Annotated in this window: 20 protein-coding genes; 3 read left to right on the top strand and 17 right to left on the bottom strand. The window is 67.1% G+C overall.

Going from position 1 to position 24,908, the window contains the following annotated elements:
* Window positions 1-31: 31 nt before the first annotated feature.
* The 4 genes from hutI to tdh all read right to left on the bottom strand — a co-directional run bounded on the left by hutI (window position 32) and on the right by tdh (window position 4,795).
* Window positions 32-1,243, bottom strand: a complete 1,212-nt coding sequence (gene hutI, locus AC3IT0_RS06985) for an imidazolonepropionase (protein WP_489323024.1) — start codon at window positions 1,241-1,243, stop codon at window positions 32-34.
* A gap of 12 nt (window positions 1,244-1,255) precedes the next feature.
* On the bottom strand, window positions 1,256-2,383 hold the full coding sequence (locus tag AC3IT0_RS06980; RefSeq protein WP_489323023.1) for an NAD(P)/FAD-dependent oxidoreductase: 1,128 nt from the start codon (window positions 2,381-2,383) through the stop codon (window positions 1,256-1,258).
* Between the two features lie 160 nt (window positions 2,384-2,543).
* On the bottom strand, window positions 2,544-3,740 hold the full coding sequence (locus AC3IT0_RS06975) for a glycine C-acetyltransferase (RefSeq protein ID WP_489323022.1): 1,197 nt from the start codon (window positions 3,738-3,740) through the stop codon (window positions 2,544-2,546).
* An 8-nt stretch (window positions 3,741-3,748) separates the two neighbouring features.
* A complete protein-coding gene (gene tdh / locus AC3IT0_RS06970; protein WP_489323021.1) occupies window positions 3,749-4,795 on the bottom strand; it encodes an L-threonine 3-dehydrogenase in 1,047 nt (348 codons plus the stop codon).
* A 136-nt stretch (window positions 4,796-4,931) separates the two neighbouring features.
* Here tdh and AC3IT0_RS06965 point away from each other — a divergent pair, with 136 nt between their 5' ends.
* Window positions 4,932-5,846: a LysR family transcriptional regulator gene (locus AC3IT0_RS06965; protein ID WP_489323020.1), complete on the top strand. Its 915-nt coding sequence runs from the start codon at window positions 4,932-4,934 to the stop codon at window positions 5,844-5,846.
* 81 nt (window positions 5,847-5,927) lie between these two features.
* Here the strand turns inward: AC3IT0_RS06965 and AC3IT0_RS06960 are convergent, their stop codons facing one another.
* The 5 genes from AC3IT0_RS06960 to AC3IT0_RS06940 form a co-directional block, all read right to left on the bottom strand.
* Complete coding sequence (locus tag AC3IT0_RS06960; protein ID WP_489323019.1) at window positions 5,928-6,527, bottom strand: hypothetical protein; 600 nt, start codon at window positions 6,525-6,527, stop codon at window positions 5,928-5,930.
* Window positions 6,528-6,737: 210 nt separating this feature from the next.
* Window positions 6,738-8,246 carry an Asp-tRNA(Asn)/Glu-tRNA(Gln) amidotransferase subunit GatB gene (gatB, locus tag AC3IT0_RS06955; RefSeq protein WP_489323018.1) on the bottom strand — a complete coding sequence of 503 codons (1,509 nt, stop codon included), beginning with the start codon at window positions 8,244-8,246 and terminating at the stop codon, window positions 6,738-6,740.
* Window positions 8,246-9,805, bottom strand: coding sequence for an Asp-tRNA(Asn)/Glu-tRNA(Gln) amidotransferase subunit GatA (gene gatA / locus AC3IT0_RS06950; RefSeq protein WP_489323017.1), 1,560 nt, complete (start codon window positions 9,803-9,805; stop codon window positions 8,246-8,248). The genes gatB and gatA overlap by 1 nt, the downstream gene beginning before the upstream one ends.
* Window positions 9,806-9,807: 2 nt before the next feature.
* Entirely contained in the window at window positions 9,808-10,104 is a 297-nt protein-coding gene (gene gatC, locus AC3IT0_RS06945) for an Asp-tRNA(Asn)/Glu-tRNA(Gln) amidotransferase subunit GatC (RefSeq protein WP_056348187.1), read from the bottom strand.
* 145 nt (window positions 10,105-10,249) lie between these two features.
* Entirely contained in the window at window positions 10,250-11,722 is a 1,473-nt protein-coding gene (locus tag AC3IT0_RS06940) for a CitMHS family transporter (RefSeq protein ID WP_489323016.1), read from the bottom strand.
* Between the two features lie 164 nt (window positions 11,723-11,886).
* On the opposite strand from AC3IT0_RS06940, the gene AC3IT0_RS06935 reads away from it, so the two are divergent.
* Together AC3IT0_RS06935 and AC3IT0_RS06930 are read left to right on the top strand one after the other, a co-directional pair.
* Window positions 11,887-13,632, top strand: a complete 1,746-nt coding sequence (locus AC3IT0_RS06935; protein ID WP_489323015.1) for a sensor histidine kinase — start codon at window positions 11,887-11,889, stop codon at window positions 13,630-13,632.
* Entirely contained in the window at window positions 13,625-14,287 is a 663-nt protein-coding gene (locus AC3IT0_RS06930; protein ID WP_489323014.1) for a response regulator, read from the top strand. The genes AC3IT0_RS06935 and AC3IT0_RS06930 overlap by 8 nt, the downstream gene beginning before the upstream one ends.
* Before the next feature lie 94 nt (window positions 14,288-14,381).
* Here the strand turns inward: AC3IT0_RS06930 and AC3IT0_RS06925 are convergent, their stop codons facing one another.
* The 8 genes from AC3IT0_RS06925 to AC3IT0_RS06890 form a co-directional block, all read right to left on the bottom strand.
* Window positions 14,382-14,765, bottom strand: coding sequence for a RidA family protein (locus tag AC3IT0_RS06925; RefSeq protein ID WP_489323013.1), 384 nt, complete (start codon window positions 14,763-14,765; stop codon window positions 14,382-14,384).
* Window positions 14,766-14,803: 38 nt separating this feature from the next.
* The gene (locus AC3IT0_RS06920; RefSeq protein WP_489323012.1) at window positions 14,804-15,316 is read right to left on the bottom strand and encodes a GNAT family N-acetyltransferase; all 513 of its coding nucleotides are present in this window, start codon (window positions 15,314-15,316) and stop codon (window positions 14,804-14,806) included.
* 26 nt (window positions 15,317-15,342) lie between these two features.
* Complete coding sequence (locus AC3IT0_RS06915; RefSeq protein WP_489323011.1) at window positions 15,343-16,161, bottom strand: inositol monophosphatase family protein; 819 nt, start codon at window positions 16,159-16,161, stop codon at window positions 15,343-15,345.
* Entirely contained in the window at window positions 16,158-18,392 is a 2,235-nt protein-coding gene (ligA, locus tag AC3IT0_RS06910) for an NAD-dependent DNA ligase LigA (protein WP_489323735.1), read from the bottom strand. Before ligA ends, AC3IT0_RS06915 begins: the two co-directional genes overlap by 4 nt.
* Before the next feature lie 163 nt (window positions 18,393-18,555).
* A complete protein-coding gene (locus AC3IT0_RS06905) occupies window positions 18,556-18,819 on the bottom strand; it encodes a WXG100 family type VII secretion target (RefSeq protein WP_489321766.1) in 264 nt (87 codons plus the stop codon).
* 240 nt (window positions 18,820-19,059) lie between these two features.
* The gene (locus AC3IT0_RS06900) at window positions 19,060-19,623 is read right to left on the bottom strand and encodes a hypothetical protein (RefSeq protein ID WP_489323010.1); all 564 of its coding nucleotides are present in this window, start codon (window positions 19,621-19,623) and stop codon (window positions 19,060-19,062) included.
* Between the two features lie 122 nt (window positions 19,624-19,745).
* Complete coding sequence (locus tag AC3IT0_RS06895) at window positions 19,746-24,191, bottom strand: type VII secretion EssC family protein (protein WP_489323009.1); 4,446 nt, start codon at window positions 24,189-24,191, stop codon at window positions 19,746-19,748.
* Window positions 24,188-24,892 (bottom strand): hypothetical protein, encoded by a 705-nt coding sequence (locus tag AC3IT0_RS06890; protein WP_489323008.1) that lies wholly within the window; start codon window positions 24,890-24,892, stop codon window positions 24,188-24,190. Before AC3IT0_RS06890 ends, AC3IT0_RS06895 begins: the two co-directional genes overlap by 4 nt.
* Window positions 24,893-24,908: the final 16 nt, after the last annotated feature.

Genomic DNA, 24,908 nt, shown 5'->3' with positions numbered 1-24,908 from the left:
ATCATCTCGCAATCACAAAGTGCTGCCCTGGTCAGCGTGCCCGCGCACCGGCCCGCCACACAGCGTACGTGAGCGGCATGCCCGGACGGTACGCGAGATGAGTGGCTGAGGGGGCGTTGAGCATGTGCAGGTCTGCCCGGTGTCCGACGGCGAGCGAACCCACCGCCCGTGCGCCGTCGGCGTCGTGCCCTGCCTCCCGGTGCAGCGCCAGCGCGCCACCATACGTTGCGGCGCGAACCGCCTCGTGGACGCTCAGTCGCATCTGCAGCACGGCCGTAGCCACGTTGAACGCCATGGAACTGGTGTACGAGGTGCCCGGGTTACAGTTGGAGGCCAGCGCCACCTGCACACCGGCATCCAGCAGTTCACGCCCCGGGGCCAGCGGCTGCCGGGTGGAAAGATCGCACGCGGGGAGGCAGGTTGCCACCGTGCCGCGGGTCCCGGTGCCGCTTCCAGGGTTCCAGCCGGACCAGCTTTCCGCCAGCGCCGCCACATCACCAGCCGCCAGGTAGTTCACGTGGTCCACGCTGGCCGCCCCGAGTTCCACTGCCAGCTGCACGCCTGGACCTTCGCCGAGCTGGTTGCCGTGGACGCGGATCCCCAGCCCGGCCGCGCGGCATGCCTTCAGCACACGGCGGGACTGCTCCGCGGTGAAGGCGCCTTCCTCGCAGAACACGTCCGCCCAGCGGACGTAGGGCCGGACGGCGTCAAGCATGGGCCCGCAGACGAGATCGGTATAGGCCTCCGCATCGCTGCCCGCGGGAACCAGATGGGCGCCCAGGTAGGTCACTTCGTCCGCGACGGTGGAGGCGATCCGGGCGCTCCGGGCCTCGTGCTCAACATCCAGCCCGTAGCCGGTCTTGGTTTCGAGGTAGGTGGTGCCCTGCGACACGGCCTCGGACACGCGCGCCATCGCCAGCCGGGTGAGGTCGAAATCGGAGGCGCGCCGGGTGGCGTCCATGGTGACGGCGATGCCTCCGGCCGAATACGACTCCCCTGCCATCCGCGCCTCGAACTCCGCAGTGCGGTCGCCGGCGAAGATCAGGTGCGTGTGCGAATCCACCCAGCCCGGCAACACGGCCCGGCCGCCGGCGTCCACGGCGTCATCGGCCGCCGGCGCATCCGCGGCGGAACCGAGCCAGGCGATCCGTTCGCCCTCGATCACCACGGCGGCATTCTTAAGGACACGGTGTTCCAGGTCCTGGGTCATCAGTTCGGCAATGTTGGTGATCAGGGTACTCATGGGTTCCATTGTTCAGCGCCGGATGGACCAGCGCGTGGCCGCCAGCGCCTCCGTTGTCCGGGATGCCGGATGGTGGGCCGCACCGGCGCCCTGCCCGGTGCGGCCCACGCCCTGTCCGGCCAGGATCTGCGCGGCGGCGAGCTCCGCCATGGCCGATGACGTCTGGAAACCGTAACCGCCCTGGCCGGCGAGCCAGTAGAACCCGGGGGCTTCGGCGTCGAAACCGGCTACCGGGACGCCGTCGGCTGCCTCGGTCCGAAGCCCCGTCCACGCGCTCCGAACTCCGAGGATTCCCAACGTGGTCAGCTGGTTGAGCTTCACGATCAGCCGCTCGATATCGCCGGGCCGCGGCCTGGCGTCCTCGGGTCCGCTGGGCACCGTTTCCGACGGCGAGATCAGCACCTCGGTGCCCTCCCGGCGGAAATAGAACGTGTGGTCCGCTGCCGCCACCATGGGGCTGTGCCCGGGCAGGGGATGTTCGACGTCGACAATCGCCGCCGTGCGCCGGTACGGCTGCAGCCCGAGCTTCTCCACGCCGCTGATCACGGCGAGTTCGTCGGCCCAGGCGCCGGCCGCGTTGACCAGCACACCGGCTTCGAAGGCTTCCTGCCCGGCCCCGATCTCCCACCCCGAGCCCAGCCGCTGGGCGGAATGGACCCGGGCGCCGGTGATGATGTCGGCGCCGGCGGCCGCGGCCCGCTGCCGGTGGTCGGCCAGGAGCAGCGGGGCATCGCAGCCGTAGGATCCGGTGTCCAGGCCGGCGGCGGAGAAGGAGCCCGGTACCAGCGCAGGGCACAGCTGCAGTGCCCGTTCAGGCGTGATGGGACGCATGAGGCCGCTGCCCTCGGCGCGGACTGATTCCTCGGTGCCGATGAGCATAAAACTCCGCGGCGACAGGACCGGCTCGGGCAGTTGCGCGTCCCGGGCCGCCATCAGTTCCAGGGTCCGGACGGTGAGTTCCTGGACCACATCCGGCCCGTAACTCGGAATCAGCTGGCGGGCGGAGCGGGAGGACGTGTGGTACGCCAGCTCCTGCTCCGCCTCCACCAGCGCCACGCTGCAGCTGCCGGCCAGCGCGGAGGCGAGGGACAGGCCGGCGATGCCGCCGCCCACAATCAGGACGTCGTAGTGTGCTGCCATGGCTCCATCCTTGCAGAGTTGCCGGGTTGCGGCGTTCCTTCTGGTTTCGACAGGCTCAACCACCGGTGGTTGAGCCGGGGCCACGACCGCCGGGTTCCCTGGCCGAGCTTGCGAGGCTAGTGGGCGGTTGGGGAGCGAAACCACGGTGTGGCGGGTTTTCCTAGCCCGCTACTGCCGCACGGCTGGCGACGAACGCACCCACGCACGCTTCGACGTCGTCCGCTGAGTGCGACGCCGAAAGCTGCACGCGGATCCTGGCGGCGCCGCGCGGGACCACCGGGAAGCTGAAGGCGGTGACAAAGACGCCGTGCTGGAGCATCTGGTCCGCCACCTTGGCGGCCATCACGGCATCCCCGAACATCACGGGAACAATCGCGTGTTCGCCGTCCAGGAGTTCAAAACCCTCTTCTGTCATCCGGCGGCGGAACAGCCGGGCGTTCTCGAACAGCCGGGTCCGCAGGTCACCGGAATTCTCAACGAGGTCAAGGGCCTTGATGGTGGCGGCAACGATCGCGGGGGCGAGAGAGTTGGAGAACAGGTACGGACGCGCCTTCTGGCGGAGCATGGCCACCACCTCACTGCGGCCGGACACATAGCCGCCGGACGCGCCGCCCAGGGCCTTGCCGAACGTTCCCGTGTAAATGTCCACGCGGTGGGACACGCCTGCGTGCTCGGGGGTTCCGGCACCGGTGGGGCCCATAAAACCGACGGCGTGGGAGTCGTCCACCATCACCAGGGCATCGTGCTTCTCGGCGAGGTCGCAGATTGCCTCCAGCGGCGCGAGGTAGCCGTCCATGGAGAACACGCCGTCGGTGACGATGACCTTGCGCCGGGCATCCTTCGCTTCAACGAGTTTGGCCTCAAGGTCCGCCATGTCCTGGTTGGCGTAGCGGAACCGCTGGGCCTTGCAGAGCCGGATGCCGTCGATGATGGAGGCGTGGTTGAGGGCATCGGAGATGATGGCGTCCCCGGGGCCGAAGAGGGATTCGAAGACGCCGCCGTTGGCGTCGAAGCAGCTGGAGAACAGGATGGTGTCCTCGGTCCCGAGGAACCTGGAGACCCTGGCTTCCAGTTCCAGGTGCAGGTCCTGGGTGCCGCAGATGAAGCGGACGCTGGCCATGCCGAAGCCGCGGGCATCCATGGCGGACTTGGCCGCGGCGATGATGTCCGGGTGGTCCGCGAGGCCCAGGTAGTTGTTGGCGCAGAAGTTCAGGACGGTGGCGCCGGGCTGGCCGATCTGCCCAGCCGTGATGTGGCTGGACTGCGGGGAGTTGATGCTGCGTTCGGTTTTGAAGAGCCCGGCGGTGCGGATGTCGTCCAGCTCGGCCTGCAGCTGGTCCTTGATGGAGGTGTACATGGTGCTCCTTAGAGTTCGGTCCAGTCGAGGACAACTTTTCCGCCGACGCCGGCGCGGGCGGTATCGAAGCCCTTTTCCCATTCTGCGGCGGGCAGCTTGTCCGTCACTACCGCAGAAATGCCGGCGTGCAGCACGGGGTTGGAGGAGAGCATGGCGCTCATGGCGTACCAGGTCTCATACATTTCCCGGCCGTAGATGCCCTTGAGGGTCAGCATGTGCGTGACCACTTTGCCCCAGTCGATGGTGATGTCCTGGCTGGGCAGGCCGAGCATGGCAATGCGGCCGCCGTGGTTCATGTTGTTGATCATCTCAGGCAAGGCGGTGGGGTGGCCGGACATTTCCATCCCGATGTCGAAGCCCTCCCGCATGCCGAGTTCACGCTGGGCATCCTTGACGCGCGTGGTGGAGACGTCGATGGCGAGGTCCACGCCCAGCTGGCGTGCCAGCTCGAGCCGCGGCTGGGAGACATCGGTGATGGCGATCTTGCGCGCCCCGGCATGGCGGGCCACGGCAATGGCCATCAGGCCGATGGGTCCTGCCCCCGTGATGAGCACGTCCTCGCCCACGAGCGGAAAGCTGAGGGCAGTGTGCACGGCATTGCCGAACGGATCGAAGATGGCCCCGAGCTCCGGGGTGATGGAGGGATCGTTGTGGACCCAGACGTTGGTTTCGGGGATGACCACGTACTCGGCGAAGGCGCCGTCCCGCTGGACGCCGACGCTGACGGTGTGGATGCACATGTGGCGGCGGCCAGCGCGGCAGTTCCGGCAGATCCCGCAGACCACGTGGCCTTCACCGGAGACCCGGTCTCCCACCTTGACGTCGCGGACGCCGTCGCCGATTTCCACAACTTCACCGTAAAACTCATGACCGGCGATGAGTGGCGCCTCGATCATGCTCTGGGCCCAGGCATCCCAGGACTGGATGTGCAGGTCGGTGCCGCAGATCCCGGTGGTCATGACCCGGATCTTGACGTCGTTGGGGCCGGCTTCGGGCTCGGGCCGGTCAACCAGCTCGAACCCGGCGTGTGCACCGGACTTGTAGAGTGCCTTCATTGGCTTCCTGACTGTTGGCAGCGGACCCGCGGCCTGCGGGTGTGGTCTCCCTTCATTAGAGCCATTTCAAAGCATTAGCACAAGCAGACTTCTCTCAATCGACGATGAAGCTTTTACTAATGCATAGACTGGGTGGATGGAAATTCATCAGCTGGAAATCCTCCGCGAGCTGGGGGCCCTGGGCAGTGTGAAAGCGGTGGCGGAGACGCTGATGGTTACCCCGTCCGCAGTGTCACAGCAACTGGCACTGCTGCAGCGCAACGTTGACGTGCCGCTGACGCGGAAAGAGGGCCGCAACCTGGTGCTGACCGAGGCCGGCCAGGTGCTCGCCGACGCCGGTGCCGCCGTCGTCAGTGCCATGGCGGACGCCCGCACGGCGATCGGCGCGTATCACGGCTCGCCCGCTGGCACGGTGACCATCAGCGGTTTCCACAGCGCGGGGCAGGCGCTGTTCGCGCCGCTTGCGCGCATGCTGGACGCGCCCGGCCAGCCGCGGATCCAGCTCTCCGACGAGGACGTGGCGCAGCAGGACTTCCCGGCGCTGACGGCGCGGTACGACCTGGTGCTGGCGCACAGGATGGACCACAGCCCGCGCTGGCCGGAGGAGCGGGTGGCGGTGATTCCGCTGGCGCACGAACCGCTGGACGTTGCCCTCCCGGCCTCGCATCCTTTGGCGGACCGCGATACTGTCACCGCGGCCGACGTCGTGGGGGAACCTTGGGTGACCAGCCACACCGGGTACTCCCCCGCCGACGTCCTGTCTGCTGTCGCGGCCGTCTCCAGCAAGGAATTGAACATCGTCCACCGGATCAACGACTACTCCACCGTTGCTGCGCTGGTCGCGGCAGGGGGTGTGGTGGGCCTGTTGCCGCGGCATACGGCGCGGCCGGTGCTCAACCCGGGCATTGTGCTGCGGCCGCTTGAGGGCATCAGCACCCGGCGGCGGATCGACATCCTGGCCCGCCCGGAGAACCTCAAGCGCCGCTCGGTGATGATTGTGTGCGAGGCGCTGCAGGCGATCATGACCGGGCTGGTGGAACAGGGCGGCTAGGCCCAACTAACGCTACGCACCCAGCCCAACTGACTCGCATTTAACGTCGCCATTCCGCGTTTTGACGACGTTAAATGCCAGCTACTTGGGGAATCGCTTACCGTGGCCGTGGCCCTTGCCCATTCCTTTTCCATGGCCCAGGCCCGGACCGGTGCCGGCGCCTTCCACGATCTGCCGGGCGGTGGCGTTGTCACCGTCCTTGACGCCGGAGACCCTGACGGCCTCGCCCGCGGCGATTTCCGCGATGGTGACCTCTGAGCGCTTCAGCCGTTTGCCGTCGTCGCCCCTTGCCGGCGAACCGTCTGCGGCCGGGGCAGGGAACTTGATGATCCTGGTCTCCGCGTTGACGGCGTAGGTCTGGGTGAAGCCGTCCTCACTTTTGATGGTGACCGAGGTTTCGCTGACGGCGTCCACGGTGCCCTGCTGGGTCAGCACGGTTTCGAACGTCCCGTCCGCCTTCTTCACCACACTTTCGCTATGCAGGTGCTGCGGGCGCTGGGCCTTGGCCGGTTTCTCGTTGCCCGGGGCCATGTCCGACTTCCCCGGCGCGGGGGCGGACGGAGAGGGCGACGGCGTGTCCGTGGCGGACCAGGCGATGGCGACACCCGTGCCGGTCAGCGCCAGCGCCACGGCGCCGGCCAGTAAAGCCTTGCGGATTCTCAACGGTTTTTGGACCGACATGGCCATTCCCTCCCACAGCACAGGCAGGGCTCCGGCGCCCTGGGACTTTAGTGTAGAACCGCGGCGCCCTGCTGAACACGGGTACTTTGCGGCCTGTGGAATGTGAGTACTACTTAACGCCAAACTGGGTCGCAGTAGACGTCGTTATGAGCGCTCATAACAGCATCTGCTGCGACCCAGTTGGGTTAAAACAGGCGGCTTAGCCCTCGGCTAGCCTTCAACTCCGAGCTTCGCGAGGATCAGCTCCTTGACGCGGCCGGCGTCGGCCTGCCCGCGGGTGGCCTTCATAACGCCGCCCACGATCGCGCCGATCGCCTGGAGTTTGCCGGCGCGGATTTTGTCCGCGACGTCGGGCTGCGCGGCGAGTGCGGCGTCGATGGCTTCCAGGAGGGGGCCGTCGTCGGAAACCACGGCGAGGCCGCGCTGCTCCACGATCTCCGCCGGGGTGCCTTCGCCGGCGAGGACGCCGTCCAGCACTGCGGTGGCCATCTTGTTGTTGATCTTGCCGTCCTCGACCATCCGATTCAGCTCCACGATGGTGGCGGGCTGGACGCCCAGCTGGCCGGGGTCGACGTCGGCGTTCTTGGCGCGGCCCACGATCTCGCCCATCCACCATTTGCGGGCCACGGTGGCGGTGGCGCCGGCAGCGATGGTTTCCTCGATCTCGTCCATTACGCCGGCGTTGACCACGTCGCGGAATTCCAGGTCCGAGTAGCACCAGTCCGCCTGCAGGCGCTTGCGGCGCTCGGCCGGCGGCTCGGGCAGCGTGGCGCGGAGCTCCTCCACCCACTCGCGGGACGCAACGATCGGAACCAGGTCGGGCTCCGGGAAGTAGCGGTAGTCGTCAGCGTCGGACTTGGCCCGGCCCGACGTCGTCGTCCGCGTGTCCTCGTGCCAGTGGCGCGTTTCCTGGATGACCGGATCACCGGAGTCCAGGACGGCGGCGTGCCGCTGGATCTCGTAGCGGACGGCGTGTTCGACGGCGCGCAGCGAGTTGACGTTCTTCGTTTCGGAGCGGATGCCGAAGCGTTCGCGGCCGTGCGGGCGCAGCGACACGTTCGCGTCGCAGCGCACGTTGCCGCGTTCCATCTTCGCGTCCGAGACACCAAGGTTCTTGACGATCTCCCGGACGGCGGCCACGTAGGCCTTGGCCAGCTCCGGGGCACGGGAACCGGCACCCTCGATGGGCTTGGTGACAATCTCCACCAGCGGAACGCCGGAGCGGTTGTAGTCCACCAGCGAGAAGTCGGCACCCTGGATGCGGCCGGCGGCCCCGCCCATGTGGGTCAGCTTGCCGGCGTCCTCCTCCATGTGGGCGCGCTCGATCTCCACTCGGAAGATGGTCCCGTCCGAGAGCTCGATGTCCAGATAGCCGTCGTACGCGATTGGGTCCTCGTACTGGGAGGTCTGGAAGTTCTTGGGCGTGTCCGGATAGAAGTACTGCTTCCGGGCAAACGTGCAGGATTCGGCGATCTTGCAGTTCAGGGCAAGGCCGATCTTGATCGAGGACTCGATCGCGACCCTGTTCACTACCGGCAGCACGCCGGGCATGCCCAGGTCCACCTCGTTGACGTTGGTGTTCGGCTCGTCGCCGAAGACGTTGGGCGCGGAGGAGAACATCTTGGTCTTGGTGTTGAGTTCCACGTGGACCTCAAACCCCAGGACGGGATCGTACTTCTCCATGGCTTCTTCGAAGCTCAGGGTTGCGTCGGTGCTCATTATTTTGCCTCCTTGGCTGCAACAAGGGTCTCGACCAACGCAGGGGCCTTATCCAGGAGCGGGCCGCCCCACTGTTCCTCAAGCAAGGATTCCAGGACTGCGCCTACCCGGTAGAGCCGGGCATCCTCGCGGGCCGGAGCCAGCAGCTGGATGCCGACCGGAAGGCCGTCCTCGTCAGCCAGGCCACCGGGCAGGGTCAGCCCAGGCACGCCTGCCAGGTTGGCGGGGATGGTGGCGACGTCGTTGAGGTACATCGCCAGCGGATCATTGAGTTTCTCGCCTAGCTTGAAGGCCGTGGTGGGCGCCGTCGGAGAAATCAGGACATCGGCCTGCGCGAACGCGGCCTCGAAGTCACGCTGGACCAGGGTGCGCACCTTCTGGGCCGAACCGTAGTAGGCGTCGTAATAGCCGGCGCTCAGGGCGTACGTACCAAGGATGATGCGGCGCTTGACTTCGTCGCCGAAACCTGCGGCGCGGGTGGCAGCCATAACGCGTTCGATGGTCAGGGGTCCGTCCTCGGGGAGGACACGCAGGCCGTACCGGACGCCGTCGAACTTTGCCAGGTTGGAGGAGGCCTCCGACGGCATGATCAGGTAGTAGGCGCCGAGGGCGTACTGGAAGTTGGGGCAGGACACCTCGACGATTTCCGCACCGGCCTGCTTCAGCAGTTCCAGGGATTCGTTGAAGCGGTTCTCGACGCCGGCTTGGTAGCCCTCGCCGTGGAGTTCCTTGATGATGCCGATCCGCATGCCGTCGACGTTGCCGACGCGGGCAGCGGCGACGAGGTCGGCCAAGGGGTCGGGCAGGGATGTGGAGTCAAACGGATCATGCCCGCCGATGACCTGGTGCAGCAGCGCCGAGTCCAGGACCGTGCGCGATACCGGGCCGATCTGGTCCAGCGAGGAAGCCATGGCGATGGCACCGTAACGGGAAACACCGCCGTAGGTGGGCTTGACTCCCACGGTGCCGGTGACGGCGCCGGGCTGGCGGATGGATCCGCCGGTGTCCGTGCCGAGGGCCAGCGGGGCCTCGAAAGCGGCAACGGCCGCAGCCGAACCGCCGCCGGAACCGCCCGGGATCCGGTCCAGGTCCCACGGGTTGCGGGTGGGGCCGTACGCGGAGTGCTCGGTGGAGGAACCCATGGCGAATTCGTCCAGGTTGGTCTTGCCCAGGATGGGCATTTTGGCGGCGCGGAGGCGCTTGACCACCGTGGCGTCATAGGGGCTGTGCCAGCCCTCGAGGATCTTGGACCCTGCCGTGGTGGGCTGGCCGATGGTGACAATGAGGTCCTTGACCGCGATCGGCACGCCGGCAAGTACGTGGAGTTCCTCGGCCGCGGCACCGCCAGCGGCACGGATGGCGTCCACCTCGGCGGCGACGGCGAGCGCTTCCTCGGTGTTGACGTGCAGGAACGCGTTCACGCCGCGTTCGCCGCCGTCGACAGCTGCGATCCGGTCCAGGTAAGCCTGCGTGACCTCGACGGAGGTGACCTCGCCGGCGGCCAGCATGCCGGCCAGCTTCGCGGCGGACAGGCGGATGAGTTCGTTGGTGTCAGTCATGGTTATGCCTCATCCAGGATTGCCGGGACCTTGAAACGGTTCTCATCGGAATCCGGAGCTCCCGAAAGTGCCTGCTCCGCGGTGAAGGTGTGGCCCACAACGTCCTCGCGGAACACATTGGTCAGCGGGATCGGGTGGGAGGTTGCCGGGACGTCGTCACCGGCGGCTTCACTCACGGACTTCACTGAATCAACGATGACGGCGAGTTCGCCGGCCATCCTGTCCAGCTCTTCAGCACTCATCTCGATGTGAGCGAGCTGCGCGAGGTGCGCAACATCGTCACGGTTGATCGCAGCCATGGATCTCCCCTGCAAGTTCGGATTGTTTTCCGAACCAGTCTAGTAGGGAAACGTCAGTGCCCGTCTGACGACCCCCAGCGGGCGCCAGACGGGCACATCGGTGCCGTGGTCCCGGTCACAAGGGCCAGCCACAGGCAGCTACAGACTAACCGATCCCAATGGCTCCCGTCAGCATTCCCACACCAAGCATGACGAGGGAAACCACCGCGGTGCGCCACAGGACCTTCTTGTGGTGGTCGCCGAGGTCCACCTTGGCCAGCGAAACGAGCAAGAGGATGGCCGGAACCAGAGGGCTCTGCAGGTGGAACGGCTGCCCGGTGATGGAGGCACGCGCCATCTCCGCGGCGCTGATTCCGTAGTGCGCGGCGGTCTCGCTGAGCACCGGCAGGACGCCGAAGTAGAAGGCGTCGTTGCTCATAAAGAAGGTCATGGGGATGCTGAGGACGCCGGTGATGACGGCCAGGAAGGGGCCCATTTCGGACGGGATGATCTGGACCAGCCACGCGGACATGGCCTCCACCATTCCGGTGCCGGTCAGGACACCGGTCAGCACTGCGGCAGCCATGACCATGCTGACCACTGCGACGATGGACGAAGAGTGGGCCACCAGCTGCGCGCCCTGCTCCTTGACGTTGGGAAAGTTCACTACCAGCGCGATGGCCGAGCCGACCATAAAGACGAACGGCAGCGGGACGAGGTCGGCCACGAGCATCACCATCACGGCGACAGTCAGGACAAGGTTGAACCAGAACAGCTTGGGGCGGAGCGTGGAGCGGTTGGGGTCCAAGGCGGTGTCGGCCAGGCCGCCGTCGTCTTCTTCGACCAGGGTTTCGGTGCGTTCCAGGACAGCTACTGAGGAACCTCCGACGGCGGGGCCTCCCGTTGCGGGAACAGGTGCGGAACCGTGGCCTGAACCACGGCCGGATCCGCCGTTGCCGCCGGCCGGCGTGCCGCCGTCGAGCCCTTCAGCGGTTTCCGGCACAGCCCAGATTTCCGGGGCGGTGGCGCGGAGGCGGTGGCGTTCCTGCAGGCCCAGCAGCCAGGCGAAGCCGAAGACCACGACGAGGCCGACGATGAGGGACGGGATCATCGGGACAAAAACGTCGTTGACGTCGAGGTGGAGCGCAGTGGCGGCGCGGGCCGTGGGGCCGCCCCACGGCAGGATGTTCATGGTGCCGTTGGCCAGGCCGGCCACGCAGGTGAGGACTACGGGGCTCATCTTCAGGCGGAGGTAGACGGGCAGCATGGCCGCGGTGGTGAGGATGAAGGTGGTGGAGCCGTCGCCGTCCAGGGAGACTGCGGCCGCCAGGATAGCCGTGCCGAGGACCACCTTGGCGGGGTCATTGCCCAGCTTGCGGAGAATGAACTTCACCAGCGGGTCGAACAGGCCGACGTCGATCATCAGGCCGAAGTAGATGATGGCGAACATCAGCAGCGCCGCGGTGGACGTCATCGACTTCATCGACTCCAGGACCATGTCCCCGATACCCAGTCCGGCACCTGCGAAGAGGCCAAAAACGGTGGGGACGATGATCAGCGCCAGTACTGGCGTCAGCTTTTTCGTCATGATCAGCACCATGAATACCGCGATCATTGCGAATCCAAGTAATACCAGCACGGCCGGCTCCTTCTTGTGAACAACGCCACCGCAGTGTGACGCGTGCTACAGACATTAGGGTGGCGGAGGTCACGGCAGTGCCTTTGGCTCAATTGATTGGCATACTGCTTATTCGAAGCATTTTGCGCATTGTGCTCACGCCAATACCTGAGGAAGGGAGAACCATGCCGCGTTCGGCACGCACGCCGCCCTTGCGGTTCTCCACGCAGACCCTGCTCCTTCAGCTGGGCGTGGTCCTGCTGGTGGTGCTGCTCAGCGCCGCCGTCCACGCCTGGCTGACCTACGAACGTGTGGGCCGCGAGGCGGAAAACCAGGCCCTGACGCTGGCCCGCGCCGTCGCCGCGGATCCTTCCGTGCAGGCTGACGTGCTGGCGATCAGCGCGGGCGTGGGCACTCCCCCGCCCGCCGTGCTCCGCGCCGGGCCGCTGATGGCAGCCGCCGAGGCGATCCGGACCCGGACAGGGGCACTGTTTGTGGTGATCACCGACGAGACCGGCCTGCGCCTGGCGCACCCGGATCCGGACCGGCTGGGCGAGAAGGTCAGCACCGATCCGTCGCAGGCCCTCGCCGGCCAGGAGGTCACCACCAGGAACACCGGGACGCTGGGCCCGTCTGCCGGCGCCAAGGTCCCTGTTTACGCACCCGGTACTGGCACGGTTGTGGGCGAGGTCAGCGTTGGGTACTCCATGGAGACCGTGGGCCAAAGCGTTGCGCGTGACGTCGGCCCGGTGGGGCTGACCGCCGCAGGTGCGCTGCTGGCGGGCGTGCTGGCCTCGTTCCTGCTGCGGCGGCGGCTCCAGCGCCTGACGCTGGGCCTGGAGCCTGAGGAAATCAGCACGCTGGTCCACGACCAAGTGGCCGTTTTGCAGGGCGTGGACGACGGCGTCATCGGCGTTTCGGCCGACGGCAGGATCAGCGTGTTCAACGCAGCGGCGCAGCGGCTGTTGGAGCAGCCGGACCTTTCCGGAACGCCCTGGGCCGACGCTCCCGTGCCCGGGCAGCTCAGGGCGTTGACCCGGCCGGACGCCGCGGAGGCGGACGCCATTGAGCTGGTGGCCGGCGGCAGTGTCCTGGTGGCCAGCGCGCGCAAGGCCCTGCACCGGAGCGAGGACCTGGGCTGGGTGGTGATGCTCCGGGACCGCACCGAACTCCAGCAGCTCACCCGGCAGCTCGACGCCGTGGGCACCATGTCCACGGCCCTGCGCGCCCAGCGCCACGAATTCGCCAACCAGCTCCACACGATCGCCGGCCTGATGAGCATCGGGCAGCACCAGCAGGCCCGCGACTACCTGGCCGGACTGGCCGCCACGGGGCCGCTGAAGTTCCCGGTGGACCAGGCGGAACTGCTGCAGGACCCCTACCTCCAGGCCTTTGTGGGCGCCAAGGGCGTGGAGGCCGATGAGCGCGGCGTCAGGCTGCGGGTCGGCCCCGAAACCCTGGTCCGCGGCCAGGTCACCGAGCCGCAGGACGTGACCACCGTGCTCGGCAACCTGATCGACAACGCGGTGAACGCCGCCGTCGCGGGCTCCGCCCCGGACCGCTGGGTGGAGTTGGAGGTGCTGGATGAACCGCACGACGACGGCGGGACGCTGCACATCGTCGTCGCCGATTCCGGCGACGGGCTGGCCTCCGGGACGGATGCGGAAGCGGTCTTCGCCGAGGGATTTACGACCGCCGCTGGCCCAGCATTGGCGGCTCCGGCGGCTGCCGGCGGACGGAACAGTGGCGGGCAGGGGCTGGGCCTGGCCCTTGCCCGGCAGCTGGCCAGGCGGCGCGGCGGGGACGTCCGCTTGCTGGAGCCGGGGACGCCGGGCGGACCCGGGGCCGTGTTTATGGCTTCCCTGCCACGCACGACGGCGGGGACAACCGCCGGGACCAAGGATTTAGCTGGAAAGGACGACGATGCCTGAGGATTTCAGGGTGCTGATCGTGGATGACGACTTCCACGTCGCCAAGCTGCACGCCGCGTATGTGGATTCCGTGGCGGGGTTCCTGGCGCTGGCACCGGTGGGCTCGGCCTCGCTGGCACTGCAAGCCATCCACAGCCTCCGCCCGGACCTGGTCCTGCTGGATGTCTACCTGCCCGACGCCTCAGGCCTCGACCTGCTGCAGCAGCTGGATGTGGACACCATGATCCTCAGTGCCGCGTCCGACGCCGAGTCGCTGCGGAAAGCGTTCCGCCGCGGCGCCCTCGGGTACCTGCTGAAGCCCTTTACGGCCGAGTCGCTCTCGCAGCAGCTGCGTTCCTATGCCCGGTACCGCAGACTCCTGGGTCAGCCCGGGGTTTTGGACCAGGGCTCAGTGGAGCGGGCAAAACGGGCGCTGATCCCCGGGGACGTCGCGCCGTCTGCCAAGCCCCGCTCCGCCACCGAGGCCGCGGTGCTGGAATCGCTGGTCGCCGGCGAGCAGTATTCGGCGGCGGAAGTGGCCACCCGGGTGGGCGTCTCCCGGGCCACGGCGCAAAGGTACCTGTCCTCGCTGGCCGACGACGGCGCCGTCGACATCCAACTGCGCTACGGAACCACCGGGCGGCCGGAACACCGCTACAGCCTGCCAGCCAGTTAACACACCCCCTCGAGCGCGAACGGACACTTGGGGCCCTGGATTCCAGGGCCCCAAGTGTCCGTTCGCGCGCAGCGGGGGGGCGGGTGGGAGCCTGCTAGCTGACGCTCTTCTGGGCCACGAGCTCGATTTCGACGAGCATCTTCGGGTCAAGGAACGGCAGGACGTGCACGAGTGCCAGTGTGGGGCGGATCTCGCCGAAGACCTCGCCGTGGGCGCGGCCGGCCTCTTCCCATTTGCTGATGTCCGTCAGGTACAGCTTGGACTGGACCACGTCTTCGAAGCTGAAGCCGGCATCGGCCAGGACCACGCCGAGCTTCTGCAGGATGTACTGGGTCTGCGTGTAGAAGTCCTCGCCCACAATGCCGTCCTCGCCGCTGGCTGCCGTTGCGGAGATGTAAAGCGTGTTGTCCACCTGGACGGCGCGGGAGTAGCCGAGGGTCTGCTCCCAGACGGAGCCGGTGCCGAATGTTTTTCGCATGGTGGGCCTTTCAGTGCCGAAAATGAGTCGGCACCACTTTAGGTTGGCTGGACGTCAAGCCGGTAAACCAGCAGCTTTATGTCGGTGCCCGGAATCAGCCAGTCACGCTCGGGGACCCGTTTAAAGCCGGTCTTCCGGTAGAGGCCATGGGCGCTCTCCCAGGTCCCGCCGGTAGTGAGGGCCACGCCGGTGATCCCCGTCAGCGATTTCGCATGCTCAATGATCGCCTCCACCATGGCCTTGCCTGCGCCGCTGCGCTGCACCGCCGGGTCCACCACCAGCATCCGGAACTCCAGCTCATCTGGCAGGGCGATGTCGGCGAACGGTTCGCCTGCCAGGGCCAGCGTCACGGAACCCACCACCTGCCGGCCCCGCTCGGCAACCCAGATCGTGGCCTTCGCCGCGCGGGCGGCAACATCCTGGATCTGCTGCATATAGGGATGGTCCGCGCTGTCGAAATACCCGGCTGCCAGGTACGAGTCCACGGTGATCCTGGCGATCGCCTGGAAGTCTGCCTCAACGGCCGGTCGGATGGTTATTTGCGATTGCACCTGACAATGTTAGTGGCGCAACGGCGTCACAGCGGAAACTTGCCGGACAGCGCCAAGGTCCCGGCGCAGGTCCAGGCCGCGAGCCTGTCCTCGTCGGCGGGTCCGCCTTCCAGAGGGCTGGCCAGCCGGGGACGCCGGACCCAGCAACCGGCTTCCTCGGCAATCAGCGCACCGGCGGAGAAGTCATGTTCATTGAGCCCGCGTTCGCCGTAGGCGTCGTGGGTCCCGTCAGCCACCAGGCAGAGGTCCAGCGCTGCCGAGCCCAGCCGCCGGACGTCGGCGAATCCGTCCATCAGGCTGCCCAGCAGTGCAGCCTGCTCGGCGCGGATGGCGGGGTCGTAACTGAAGCCGGTGGCGAGGATCTGTCCGGCACGGTCCGGCGCCGGGCCCTGGAGCCGGGTCACGCGGCCGCCTTCTTCCAGCCACGCACCCTGGCCGCGGGCAGCGTAGTAGACGCGGCCCAGCGCCGGGGCGTTGACCACGCCGGCCAGCCAGACGCCGTCGGAATCCGCCACTGCCACGGAGGTGGCGTAGTAGACGATGTTCCGGATGAAGTTGGTGGTACCGTCCAGCGGGTCGATGGACCAGCGATAGCCGGTGGGGGCCGCGGGGCGGGTGGTGCCGTGCTCCTCCCCCGTGATGGCGTCCTGTGGCCGTGCCGCGGTGATGGCCTCCCGGACCGCATTCTCCGCGGCGACATCAAAGGCCGTGACCCAGTCGCCGGCGTCGCCCTTGTTGCTGATGCCCAGCGCCTCGCCGTTGCGCGAAGCCAGCACGGCGGCGCCGGCGGCGGCCGCCTGCGTGGCCACCGCAAGCAGTTCGGTGTTGAGGTCCGGGTGGCTCATTGGGCTCCCTCTTCTGATTCTGTTGACGTGACTTCGGGCGTGACTTCTGCAGCGGGAGCCGGGCCGTTGGCCAGGAGCTCCCGGAAGCCGTCTTCGTCTAGGACGGGAATTCCGAGCTGCTCGGCTTTGTCCAGTTTCGTGCCGGCGCTTTCGCCGGCCACCACATAACTGGTGTTCTTCGAGACCGAGCCCGCCGCTTTGCCTCCGCGGATGAGGATCGCTTCCTTCGCCTCGTCCCTGCTGAAATTGGGCAGGGAGCCGGTCACCACAATCGTCAGCCCTTCCAGCGTGCGCGGCGTGGATTCGTCGCGCTCATCCGCCATGCGGACCCCGGCTGCAGCCCAGCGGTCAACGATTTCCACGTGCCAGTCCTCGGCGAACCATTCCTTCAGCGCGGCCGCGATGGTGGGCCCCACGCCATCCACATGGGCCAGGTCTTCCTCGGAAGCATTCCGGATGCCGTCCATGGTGCCGAATGCGGTGGCCAGGGCCCGTGAGGCCCGGGGGCCAACGTGCCGGATGCTCAGGGCAACGAGCACCCGCCACAGCGGCTGTGTCTTGGCCTTGGTGAGTTCTTCGAAGAGTTTGTTCGTAGTGGCGGTGGGCTTGGACGGGGTCTTGGCGGTTGCCTTTGTCCAGAAGTACGGGACCAGCTCGAAGACGCCGGTGCCCACGCCTTTGGAACGCTTCTCGCGCAGGATCCGCACGTGTTCCAGGTCCGCCGCGGTAAGGGAGAAGAGCTCCGATTCGCTCACCAGCGGGCCGGGCTTGGGCTCGGCCGGATCGGTAAGTGCGACGGCAGCTTCCCCGCCGAGCGCCTCGATGTCGAAGGCACCGCGGCCGGCCAGGTGCGCCACCCGCTCCGTCAGCTGGATGGGGCACGATCTGGAATTGGGACAGCGGATATCGACATCGCCCTCCTTGGAGGGGGCGAGCTCCGTGCCGCAGGACGGGCATTCGGCGGGCATCACGAAGTCGCGCAGTTCGTCCTCACGGCCGTTGCGCAGCGCCATCACGGGTCCGACGATCTCCGGGATGACGTCTCCGGCCTTGCGCAGCACCACGATGTCGCCGATCAGCACGCCCTTGGCCTTGACCACTTCCTGGTTGTGCAGCGTGGCACGGGCCACGGTGGAACCGGCCACCTTCACCGGCTCCAGCACCCCGAACGGGGTCACGCGGCCGGTACGGCCCACCTGGACACGGATGTCCAGCAGTTTCGTGTGGACTTCCTCCGGCGGGTACTTGTACGCCACCGCCCACCGCGGCACGCGGGTGGTGTAGCCGAGGGCACGCTGGGTGGCGAGATCGTCGACTTTGACCACAATGCCGTCGATTTCGTGCATGAGGTTGTGCCGTTGATCGCCGTAGCGCTTGATGAAGGCCAGGATCTCCGGCAGGCCCCTGAGAACCTCGAAGTACGGGCTGACAGGAAGCCCCCACTGTTCCAGCACGGCATAGGTCTGGGACTGGCTCAGGGTTTCCAGCCCTTCGCGCGCACCAATGCCGTGGACAAACATCCGCAACGGACGCTTGGCGGTTTCCGCTGGATCCTTTTGCCTGATCGAACCGGCGGCGGCATTCCGGGGGTTGGCCAGCGGCGCCTTGCCGGCTTCGATCAGTGCCTCATTGAATTCCGCAAAGGCCTTGGACGGGATAAAGACCTCGCCGCGGATTTCCACCTCTGGCGGAAACCCGGTGCCCGTCAGTTCCGTCGGGATTTCCTTGATGGTCAGGACGTTGTGGGTGATGTCTTCGCCTGTGGTTCCGTCACCCCTGGTGGCGGCCCGGACCAGTTTTCCGTCGCGGTACAGCAGGTTGACCGCGAGGCCGTCAATCTTGAGTTCCGTGAGCCACGCCAGCTGGGCCGTGTCCCCCAGCTTGCCGACGCCAGCCTCAGCCTTGGTGATCCAGGCCTCCAGCTCCTCCAGGGAAAAGACGTCTTCGAGGCTGTACATCCGCTGCAGGTGTTCGACGGCGGCGAACGCGGCTGAGACTTCCCCGCCAACCTCCTGCGTGGGCGAGTCATTGGCTACCAGCTCCGGATGCAGGGCCTCGATCTCCTCCAGGCGCCGGAACAATTCGTCGAATTCGGCGTCCGAGACCAGGGGTTCGTCCTCCTGGTAATACGCAAACCGGTACTTCCTGACCAGATCCGTCAGGTTTTCGTATTCTTCGCGCACTGACCCGGCGGGGACGGCGTCCGGCTCGGTAAGTTCCTCAGTGCTGATTGCTGTTTCCTCTGCGGGGCCCGGTGCTGTGCTCACAGACCTATCTTGCCCTACCGCCCCGACATTGCGCCCAAACGCCTGCTGCGCCGCCGTGCCCGGCCGTTAAATGCCGCGGCGCCCGGACACTGTGCTGTATCCGGGCCCCGCGTTTGGGCTTCTGCGGTTAGCGTGAAGCCTGGTCCTGCTCGTTGGCGTTCTTGGTGGCCTTCTGGCCGGCATCCTTCAGCGCCTGGATGACCTGGTTCAGGGCCGCGGTGTGCGTGCCCGACCATTCGCCGCGGAAGTGGGTGGCGTCCGGGCCTTCCCAGTTGGTGCTGTCCAGCACGCGGGAGAGGTTGGCTCGCTGCTGCTCGATCTCGCCAGCACCGGCCTGCAGCTTGCTGCCCAGAGTCCTGAGCTGTTCTACATCTGCGCCCCAAATAGCCATCAGTTTTCTCCTCGTTGTCTTGGATCCGATCCAGATCGGCATCCCCAGCGGCCCCCGGCTGATCCGGAAGATCCATCACCTAGAACCTATCCCCGCCCCAAAACACTGTCGATGGGCACCGCTGCCCATGCACCACTCCCCATCGGCAGCGCCCACCCATGTAGGTCGCACTAACTGTCGTTATGAGCGCTCATAACGACAGTTACTGCTACCTAGTTGGGAAGGTCGGGGCTGACAGCGTCAGTGTGAGGCGAGGCGGTTCCGGCTCCACCAGGCGAAGGCCAGGCCGGCGACTCCCAGCAGCAGCACGCCGCCCATGATGGCCAGCAGTCCGGGGTCGCCGAAGAGGCCGGAGCCGTCGTTCCGCGAAACGGCGGCGGCCTGGGTGGGCTTGGCCGACTTTGTGATGGGTTTGTTCCAGTTCGATTCCGTGGACGCGGTTGCGGACGACGACGGCGGGCTGGGGATGGTGGTGCTGGGCGCGGCCGACGGCGATTCCTCAGCCGGCGAAACGCTCGGTTCCGGGGCGAGGGTGGGAACCGGTGCCGGGGCTGGCGCTACGGGCGCGGGCGGCGGCGCCGGGGGCTCGATCGCTGGGGCCGACGACGAGGGTGTCGGCGATGGTGTCGGAGTGCCCTTAGGTCCCTTATTGTCATCCAGGCAGATCAGGCCGCAGTTACTCGATGGCGTTTCGCCGTCTACGGCCTGCGCAGGAGCCGCCGCGGAAAGGCCAACCAGAAGCGCCAGCACCGCAGTGGCAGCAGCAACTGGAACGTCGCGGAGCACGAATGAGGATCGGATCATGGTTACCTTTTCGACGGCGCGCGGCACCCCTTCCGCGGCGAACTAGTGTTTCCGGTAGTCTTCTACAATTCGCCACGGGCCCGCAAATCCATTGGATTTACGGGCCCGTGGGCTGCCTGCGTTCAGCCCCTGTTTTCCGGCGGCAGGGCGATCTGCAGTTTGCGTGCCTTGCCGCGTCCCACGATGTAGCCGCGGCCCGGAATAAACTCCGGGCTGACCCGCCCCAGCGAGGTGTTGAGCAGGCTGTCCCCTTCGATGTCCCCCGGGTTGATGAGCAGGCCCCGGCGCCCGGATTTAAACGGCTGCGACAGCGACCACGCGGAGGACCAGGTTGATGTTTCGGATTCCCCGATGACCCACTGGTCGGCCTTGATGGACGCCGTCACGAGCTGTGACACGCCAGATTCCGCAACGGTATCCGTGAATTCGGTCAGGCCCTCGATGAAGATGGCCAGCTTGCCGGGGTTCCCGGAGGAGTGCTCCGTCAGGTCCTCGATGATCTCAGCCAGGTCATCGGCACCCACCACCGAGCGGTTCCAGAGCGGCAGCGACGCCACTGCGGACCGGCGCGAGCCGATGTACACCAGCTCCGTGTCCGGGTTGGAGCGGCGCAGCGCGTACGCCAGTGTCACCAGCGCCACCGTCCTGCCCGCCCCTGGCGGACCGGCCAGCAGCAGCGGTCCCTGGGCCATGATCCCGGCCGGCTGCAGGGTTTCGTCGTCGACGCCGATGACGGGAAGGTCCGGGCTGCCGGCCGGCAGCACGTCCAGGTCCACCTGTTCGGGCAGCCGCTGGATTTTCGGTGCCGATTCCAGTCCCTGGCGCAGCATGGCCTGGCTGAGCTTGTGGACTTCGCGGGCCTGCAGCGCCAGGTTGGAGTTGCCGCCCAGGACGGCCAGCTGGACCTCGTAGCCGCCCAGCATGCCGCGCCCCGGTGGTGAGGAGCTGGTGAGGACATCCTTGGCGACGTCCATGGACATGTAGTCGTCCTCGGACGTCAGCCGCAGCACCAGCCGGCGCTGGATGGAGGCAAGCAACGACGCCGGCACCGCGTTCGGCCGGTCACCGGTGACCACCAGGTGGATCCCCAGCGGACGGCCGTCGGTGGCCAGCTGCAGGAAGATGTCCCAGAGTGCCGACAGTCGGCTGAATTCGTACGTCTCGCGGAACGCCGAGATGCCGTCCAGCAGCACGAAGATCCGCTTCTCGTCCGGGCGGTTGGCCAGGGTCCGGTACTCGACGATGGTGGAGGCCCTGACCTCGGCGAACCGGGCGGACCTCTCGTCGGCGATATCCCGGAGCAGGCGGAGCAGCCGGCCGACGCGTTCGACGTCGTCACCGTTGATGATCTCGCCGACGTGCGGCAGCTCTTCGAGCATCTTCAGCCCCGAGGAGCCACAATCGATCCCGTAGATATGCACGGGCCCGCCACGGGGCGTGACGGCGGCGGCAATCGCGATGCCGCGCAGGGCGGCGGACTTTCCGGAGCCACCCGTGCCGTAGACGGCCATGTTGCCGTCCTGGTCCGGCTCGTAGAACACCGTGGGCTGTTCCTGGCGGGCAGGATCATCCGCCACACCCAGCAGCAGCCGTTCGTCCGTCCGGGGGTTCGGGAGCTTGGAAAAGTCGTACGTCTTGGCCAGCTCGTCCAACCACGGTTTGCGCGGCGGCCGGATGGCCAGCGATTCCGCGGCCCTGACGATGTTGGTGGTCATCCTGGCGATGTCGTTGGGGCCGGCCGGAGCTTCCTTGACGGGCTTCTCCGGGGCGGGCGCCTCCCAGCTGGGCCCTGACCCGAAGGCCATCTCCACGATGTCGATCTGCGGACGCTGGGGCTTCTCCGTCGTCCAGCCGCCGGCATAACCGGTCTGGAACCCCTGGATGCGGCCGGGCCCGGTCTTGGCTGCGCCGCGGCCCGGGATGGACGGGTCGAAGTACGCCGCATCAGGCACACCAAGGATGTCGGTGGCGTCGTCCTCGTCCGCCATGCGCAGGGCCACCCGCAGGTTGGTGTTGGCGCGCAGGCTGTCCTTGATGACGCCGGCGGGACGCTGCGTGGCCAGGATCAGGTGCAGGCCCAGGGACCGGCCACGGGCGGCAACGTCCACCACGCCGTCGACAAATTCGGGCACCTCGGTGGCCAGCGCGGCGAATTCGTCCACCACGATGATGAGATATGGCGGTGCTTCCGGGTCGGCCTCGCGCTGGAGCCCCAGCAGGTCCTTGGCCTTCTTGCGGTTCAGCAGGTGCTCGCGGTAATGCAGCTCCGCACGAAGGGACGTCAGGGCACGGCGGACCAGGTGCTGGGAGAGGTCGGTGACCAGGCCCACGGTGTGGGGCAGGCTGAGGCAATCGGCGAACGCCGCCCCGCCCTTGTAGTCCACAAACAGGAAGCTCACGCGATCCGGGCTGTACGCCGCAGCCATGCCCATGACCCAGGACTGCAGGAACTCGGACTTACCGGCGCCGGTGGTGCCGCCGACCAGCGCGTGCGGGCCCTCATTCTTCAGGTCCAGGTAAAGCGGCTCGATGCCCTTGGAACCCACCAGCGCGCGGAGGGTCCCGTTGTCCTTCCGGTTGGGGACCGCGGAGGCATGGACGGAATTGTTCTCCACCCAGCGCTCCGCCACGGCCTGCGGGTTATCCAGGAAGTCCTTGCCGATCAGGGTGGCGTAGGACACTGCACGCGGCAGGTCGGAGTCGTCGCTGACAGGCTTGCCAACGTCCACCACGGGCGCCAGCATCCGGGCCAGCTGGGCGGCCAGGTCGGCGTCGAGGCTTTCGCAGCTCACGGGATACGTGTGCCGTCCCAGCCGCACCTGCCCGGTGGTGGTGCCGTTTTCGCCGTCCACCACCATAAAGTCCCGGCAGGCAGCCGGAAGTGCCTGGATGTCGGTGGCCACCCACATCACGTGGACGCCGGAATCCGGCCCGCGCTCGGCGAGGCGGGTCAGCCTGCCCCGGTCCACCGGCGCGTCGTCCTCGACGATGACCAGGACCGCCGGCAGCACCGGGGCAGGGATCTCGTCCCTGGCAGGGTCCACGGATCCCCGGTGTTCCGGGCCGTAGCGCTTGGCCATGGCTTCCCGCGCGTCGAGCAGGTCCTCGAGCCTGGCCACGAGGGAGGAGCCGCTGGCGGACCCGGCGGCCAGGTGGTCGCCGTTGAGGGGGCTGTGGCCGGAGCCCACATGGGGCAGCCACTGCAGCCAGTCCCAGCGCTGCCGGGACTGCGCCGACGTAATGGCCGTCACCACGGCCTCCGCGGGCGAATGCAGCCCCACGAACTGCAGGACCATGCCGCGGGCAACGTCGTCAACCAGGCCCCGGGCACCGGCCACGCCGAAGGACCCGGCGGTGCGCAGCTGGGAAACCACCGGGACACCCTCGATGTCCCTGAACTGCTTCAGGGAGTCTTGGATCTCGCGCATGAATTCAGCTTCGGTGTCGTTGCTGTTGGGTTCCTCGAACAGGATGCGTGATCTACCGGTGCCGAGCCCGAACCGCAGGCCCAGGAAACCGGTGTGCTCGGGGCGGTGGGTCCACAGCAGCGGACCGAGCTTGTAGATGGAATCCACGGTGTCGCTGACCGACGGTGCTTCCTGCAAGCGGACCGCGCGTTCCACGTGTTGCAGTTCGGTGATGTCCTGCCGGAACGCAGCCATGGACTCCCGGAACTGTTTGAGCTGTTCCTTCTGTTGGCGCCTGGTCTGCATCTTGTGGTCCACGTAGTGACCCACAACGAACAGCGGCATCATCATGATAAACACCACCGACAGCACGTTCCGCGTGACCGCGAACATAATGCCGCCCATCAGCAGCGGCGCCATCAGCATGATGTACGGGAACGGCTGGTGGTCCGGACGTTTGGGTCCGGCGGGGGGCACGCGCCTGGGCGCCTCAAAGCGGGGAACCACCCGCGGGGAGCGGTTGAAATCGACAAGGGGCGACGTCGGCGCTGCCGCCTGGTTGCGGCCCAGCGGCACCACGGTGACGGTGGTCTCCCCCAGCGTCACCGTGTCCGAGGAGTTCAGGGTGGCCCGGGTAACCGGCAGTCCGTCCATCAGGAGGCCGTTGGCGGAGTTTGTATCCACGATCTCCACGCTTTCGCCCACGGTGATGCGGGCGTGGCGTTTGGAGGTCAGCGGGTCCGTGAGCCGGATGTCCACGTCCCGGTCCCGGCCGATGTAGCTGGTGCCGGAGGGCAGCGAAAACTCCTGGCCGACGTCGGGCCCGGAAAGGATCCGCAGGGTGGCGGCGGCGGGTCCGCGGTTGCCGCCGGGTGCGTTGAAGAGTTCGCTGACCTCGGTCAGGGACACCACGGAGCCCGGGCGCAGGCCCGATTCCAGCAGGTTGTCCGTGCGGGTCAGGACGTTGCCGCGCATGCCGCCGCCCACAAAGGCCTCGTCGATGCGCAGCGATAGGTTCTCCGGTGCCGGCGAGCCCTTCCGGTCGGGGTCCGCGGCCCACAGCTGGGTGGCGATATCCGCCACCGTGGCCAGGCCGTCAACGGTGACGGCCAGGTCCTTGGTTTCCGCCGGGTCCCGGCGGAGTGTCAGCCGGATCCTCATCCTTCGTCCACGCCCCTCATCTTTTCCAGTAAGTACAAGTCATCGGGGGTGACCAGATGGGAGGTGACGGCGTGTTCGACAAGCCTCGCGCGCCGGTTGGTGGCCAGTTTCCCGCCGCCGCCGCGGAGCCCCACCACGCCCACGCGGTCAAGTTTGTCGCAGACGTTGTCGAGCTTCCGGTTGAACCGGGTCAGTGCCCAGCCCAGGGTCTTGGCCGCTGCAGCAGAGGACGGGATGGCGCTGAACCCGGTCCCTTCCCGCCGCAGCATGGGTTCGGCCAGGGCCACGATGAGGGCCTTCTGGGAGTCGGTGAAGACCACGGGGCCGATGGTGGTTTCGCCGTTGCTGTCGTCCTCGCGTGATTCCTGGCGGAAGGACGGCGTCCTGAGATGGACGGCGAACTCATATGTGGTGGGCCCGGCGGTGAAAATGACGTTTGTGTGGCTGAATACCAGCGGGATTCGCGCCCCCGGCGACAGCCAGGCCTGCATCCCGCCGGAGCCGTCGGCGACCGTGGCGGACAGCATCCCGCCCACGTTGCTCAGCCACCAGATTCCGTCGTAGCGGGCCACCTGCAGGAACTGGCGGTGGAGGTACGGGTTGTCGTCCACTTCGAGGTCGCCTTCGCGGCCGATGTTGAAGATGTCCTCATCCGACGGTTCGTACCATTCACCACAGAAATCTATTGCTAGATCCCCCATTTTCCGTGCCTCCTCG

The sequence above is a fragment of the Pseudarthrobacter sp. KH_020_B genome (genome assembly GCF_057840185.1).
The sequence above is the reverse complement of the archived record's forward strand: the minus strand, read 5'-3'. Positions and strand labels throughout refer to the sequence as shown.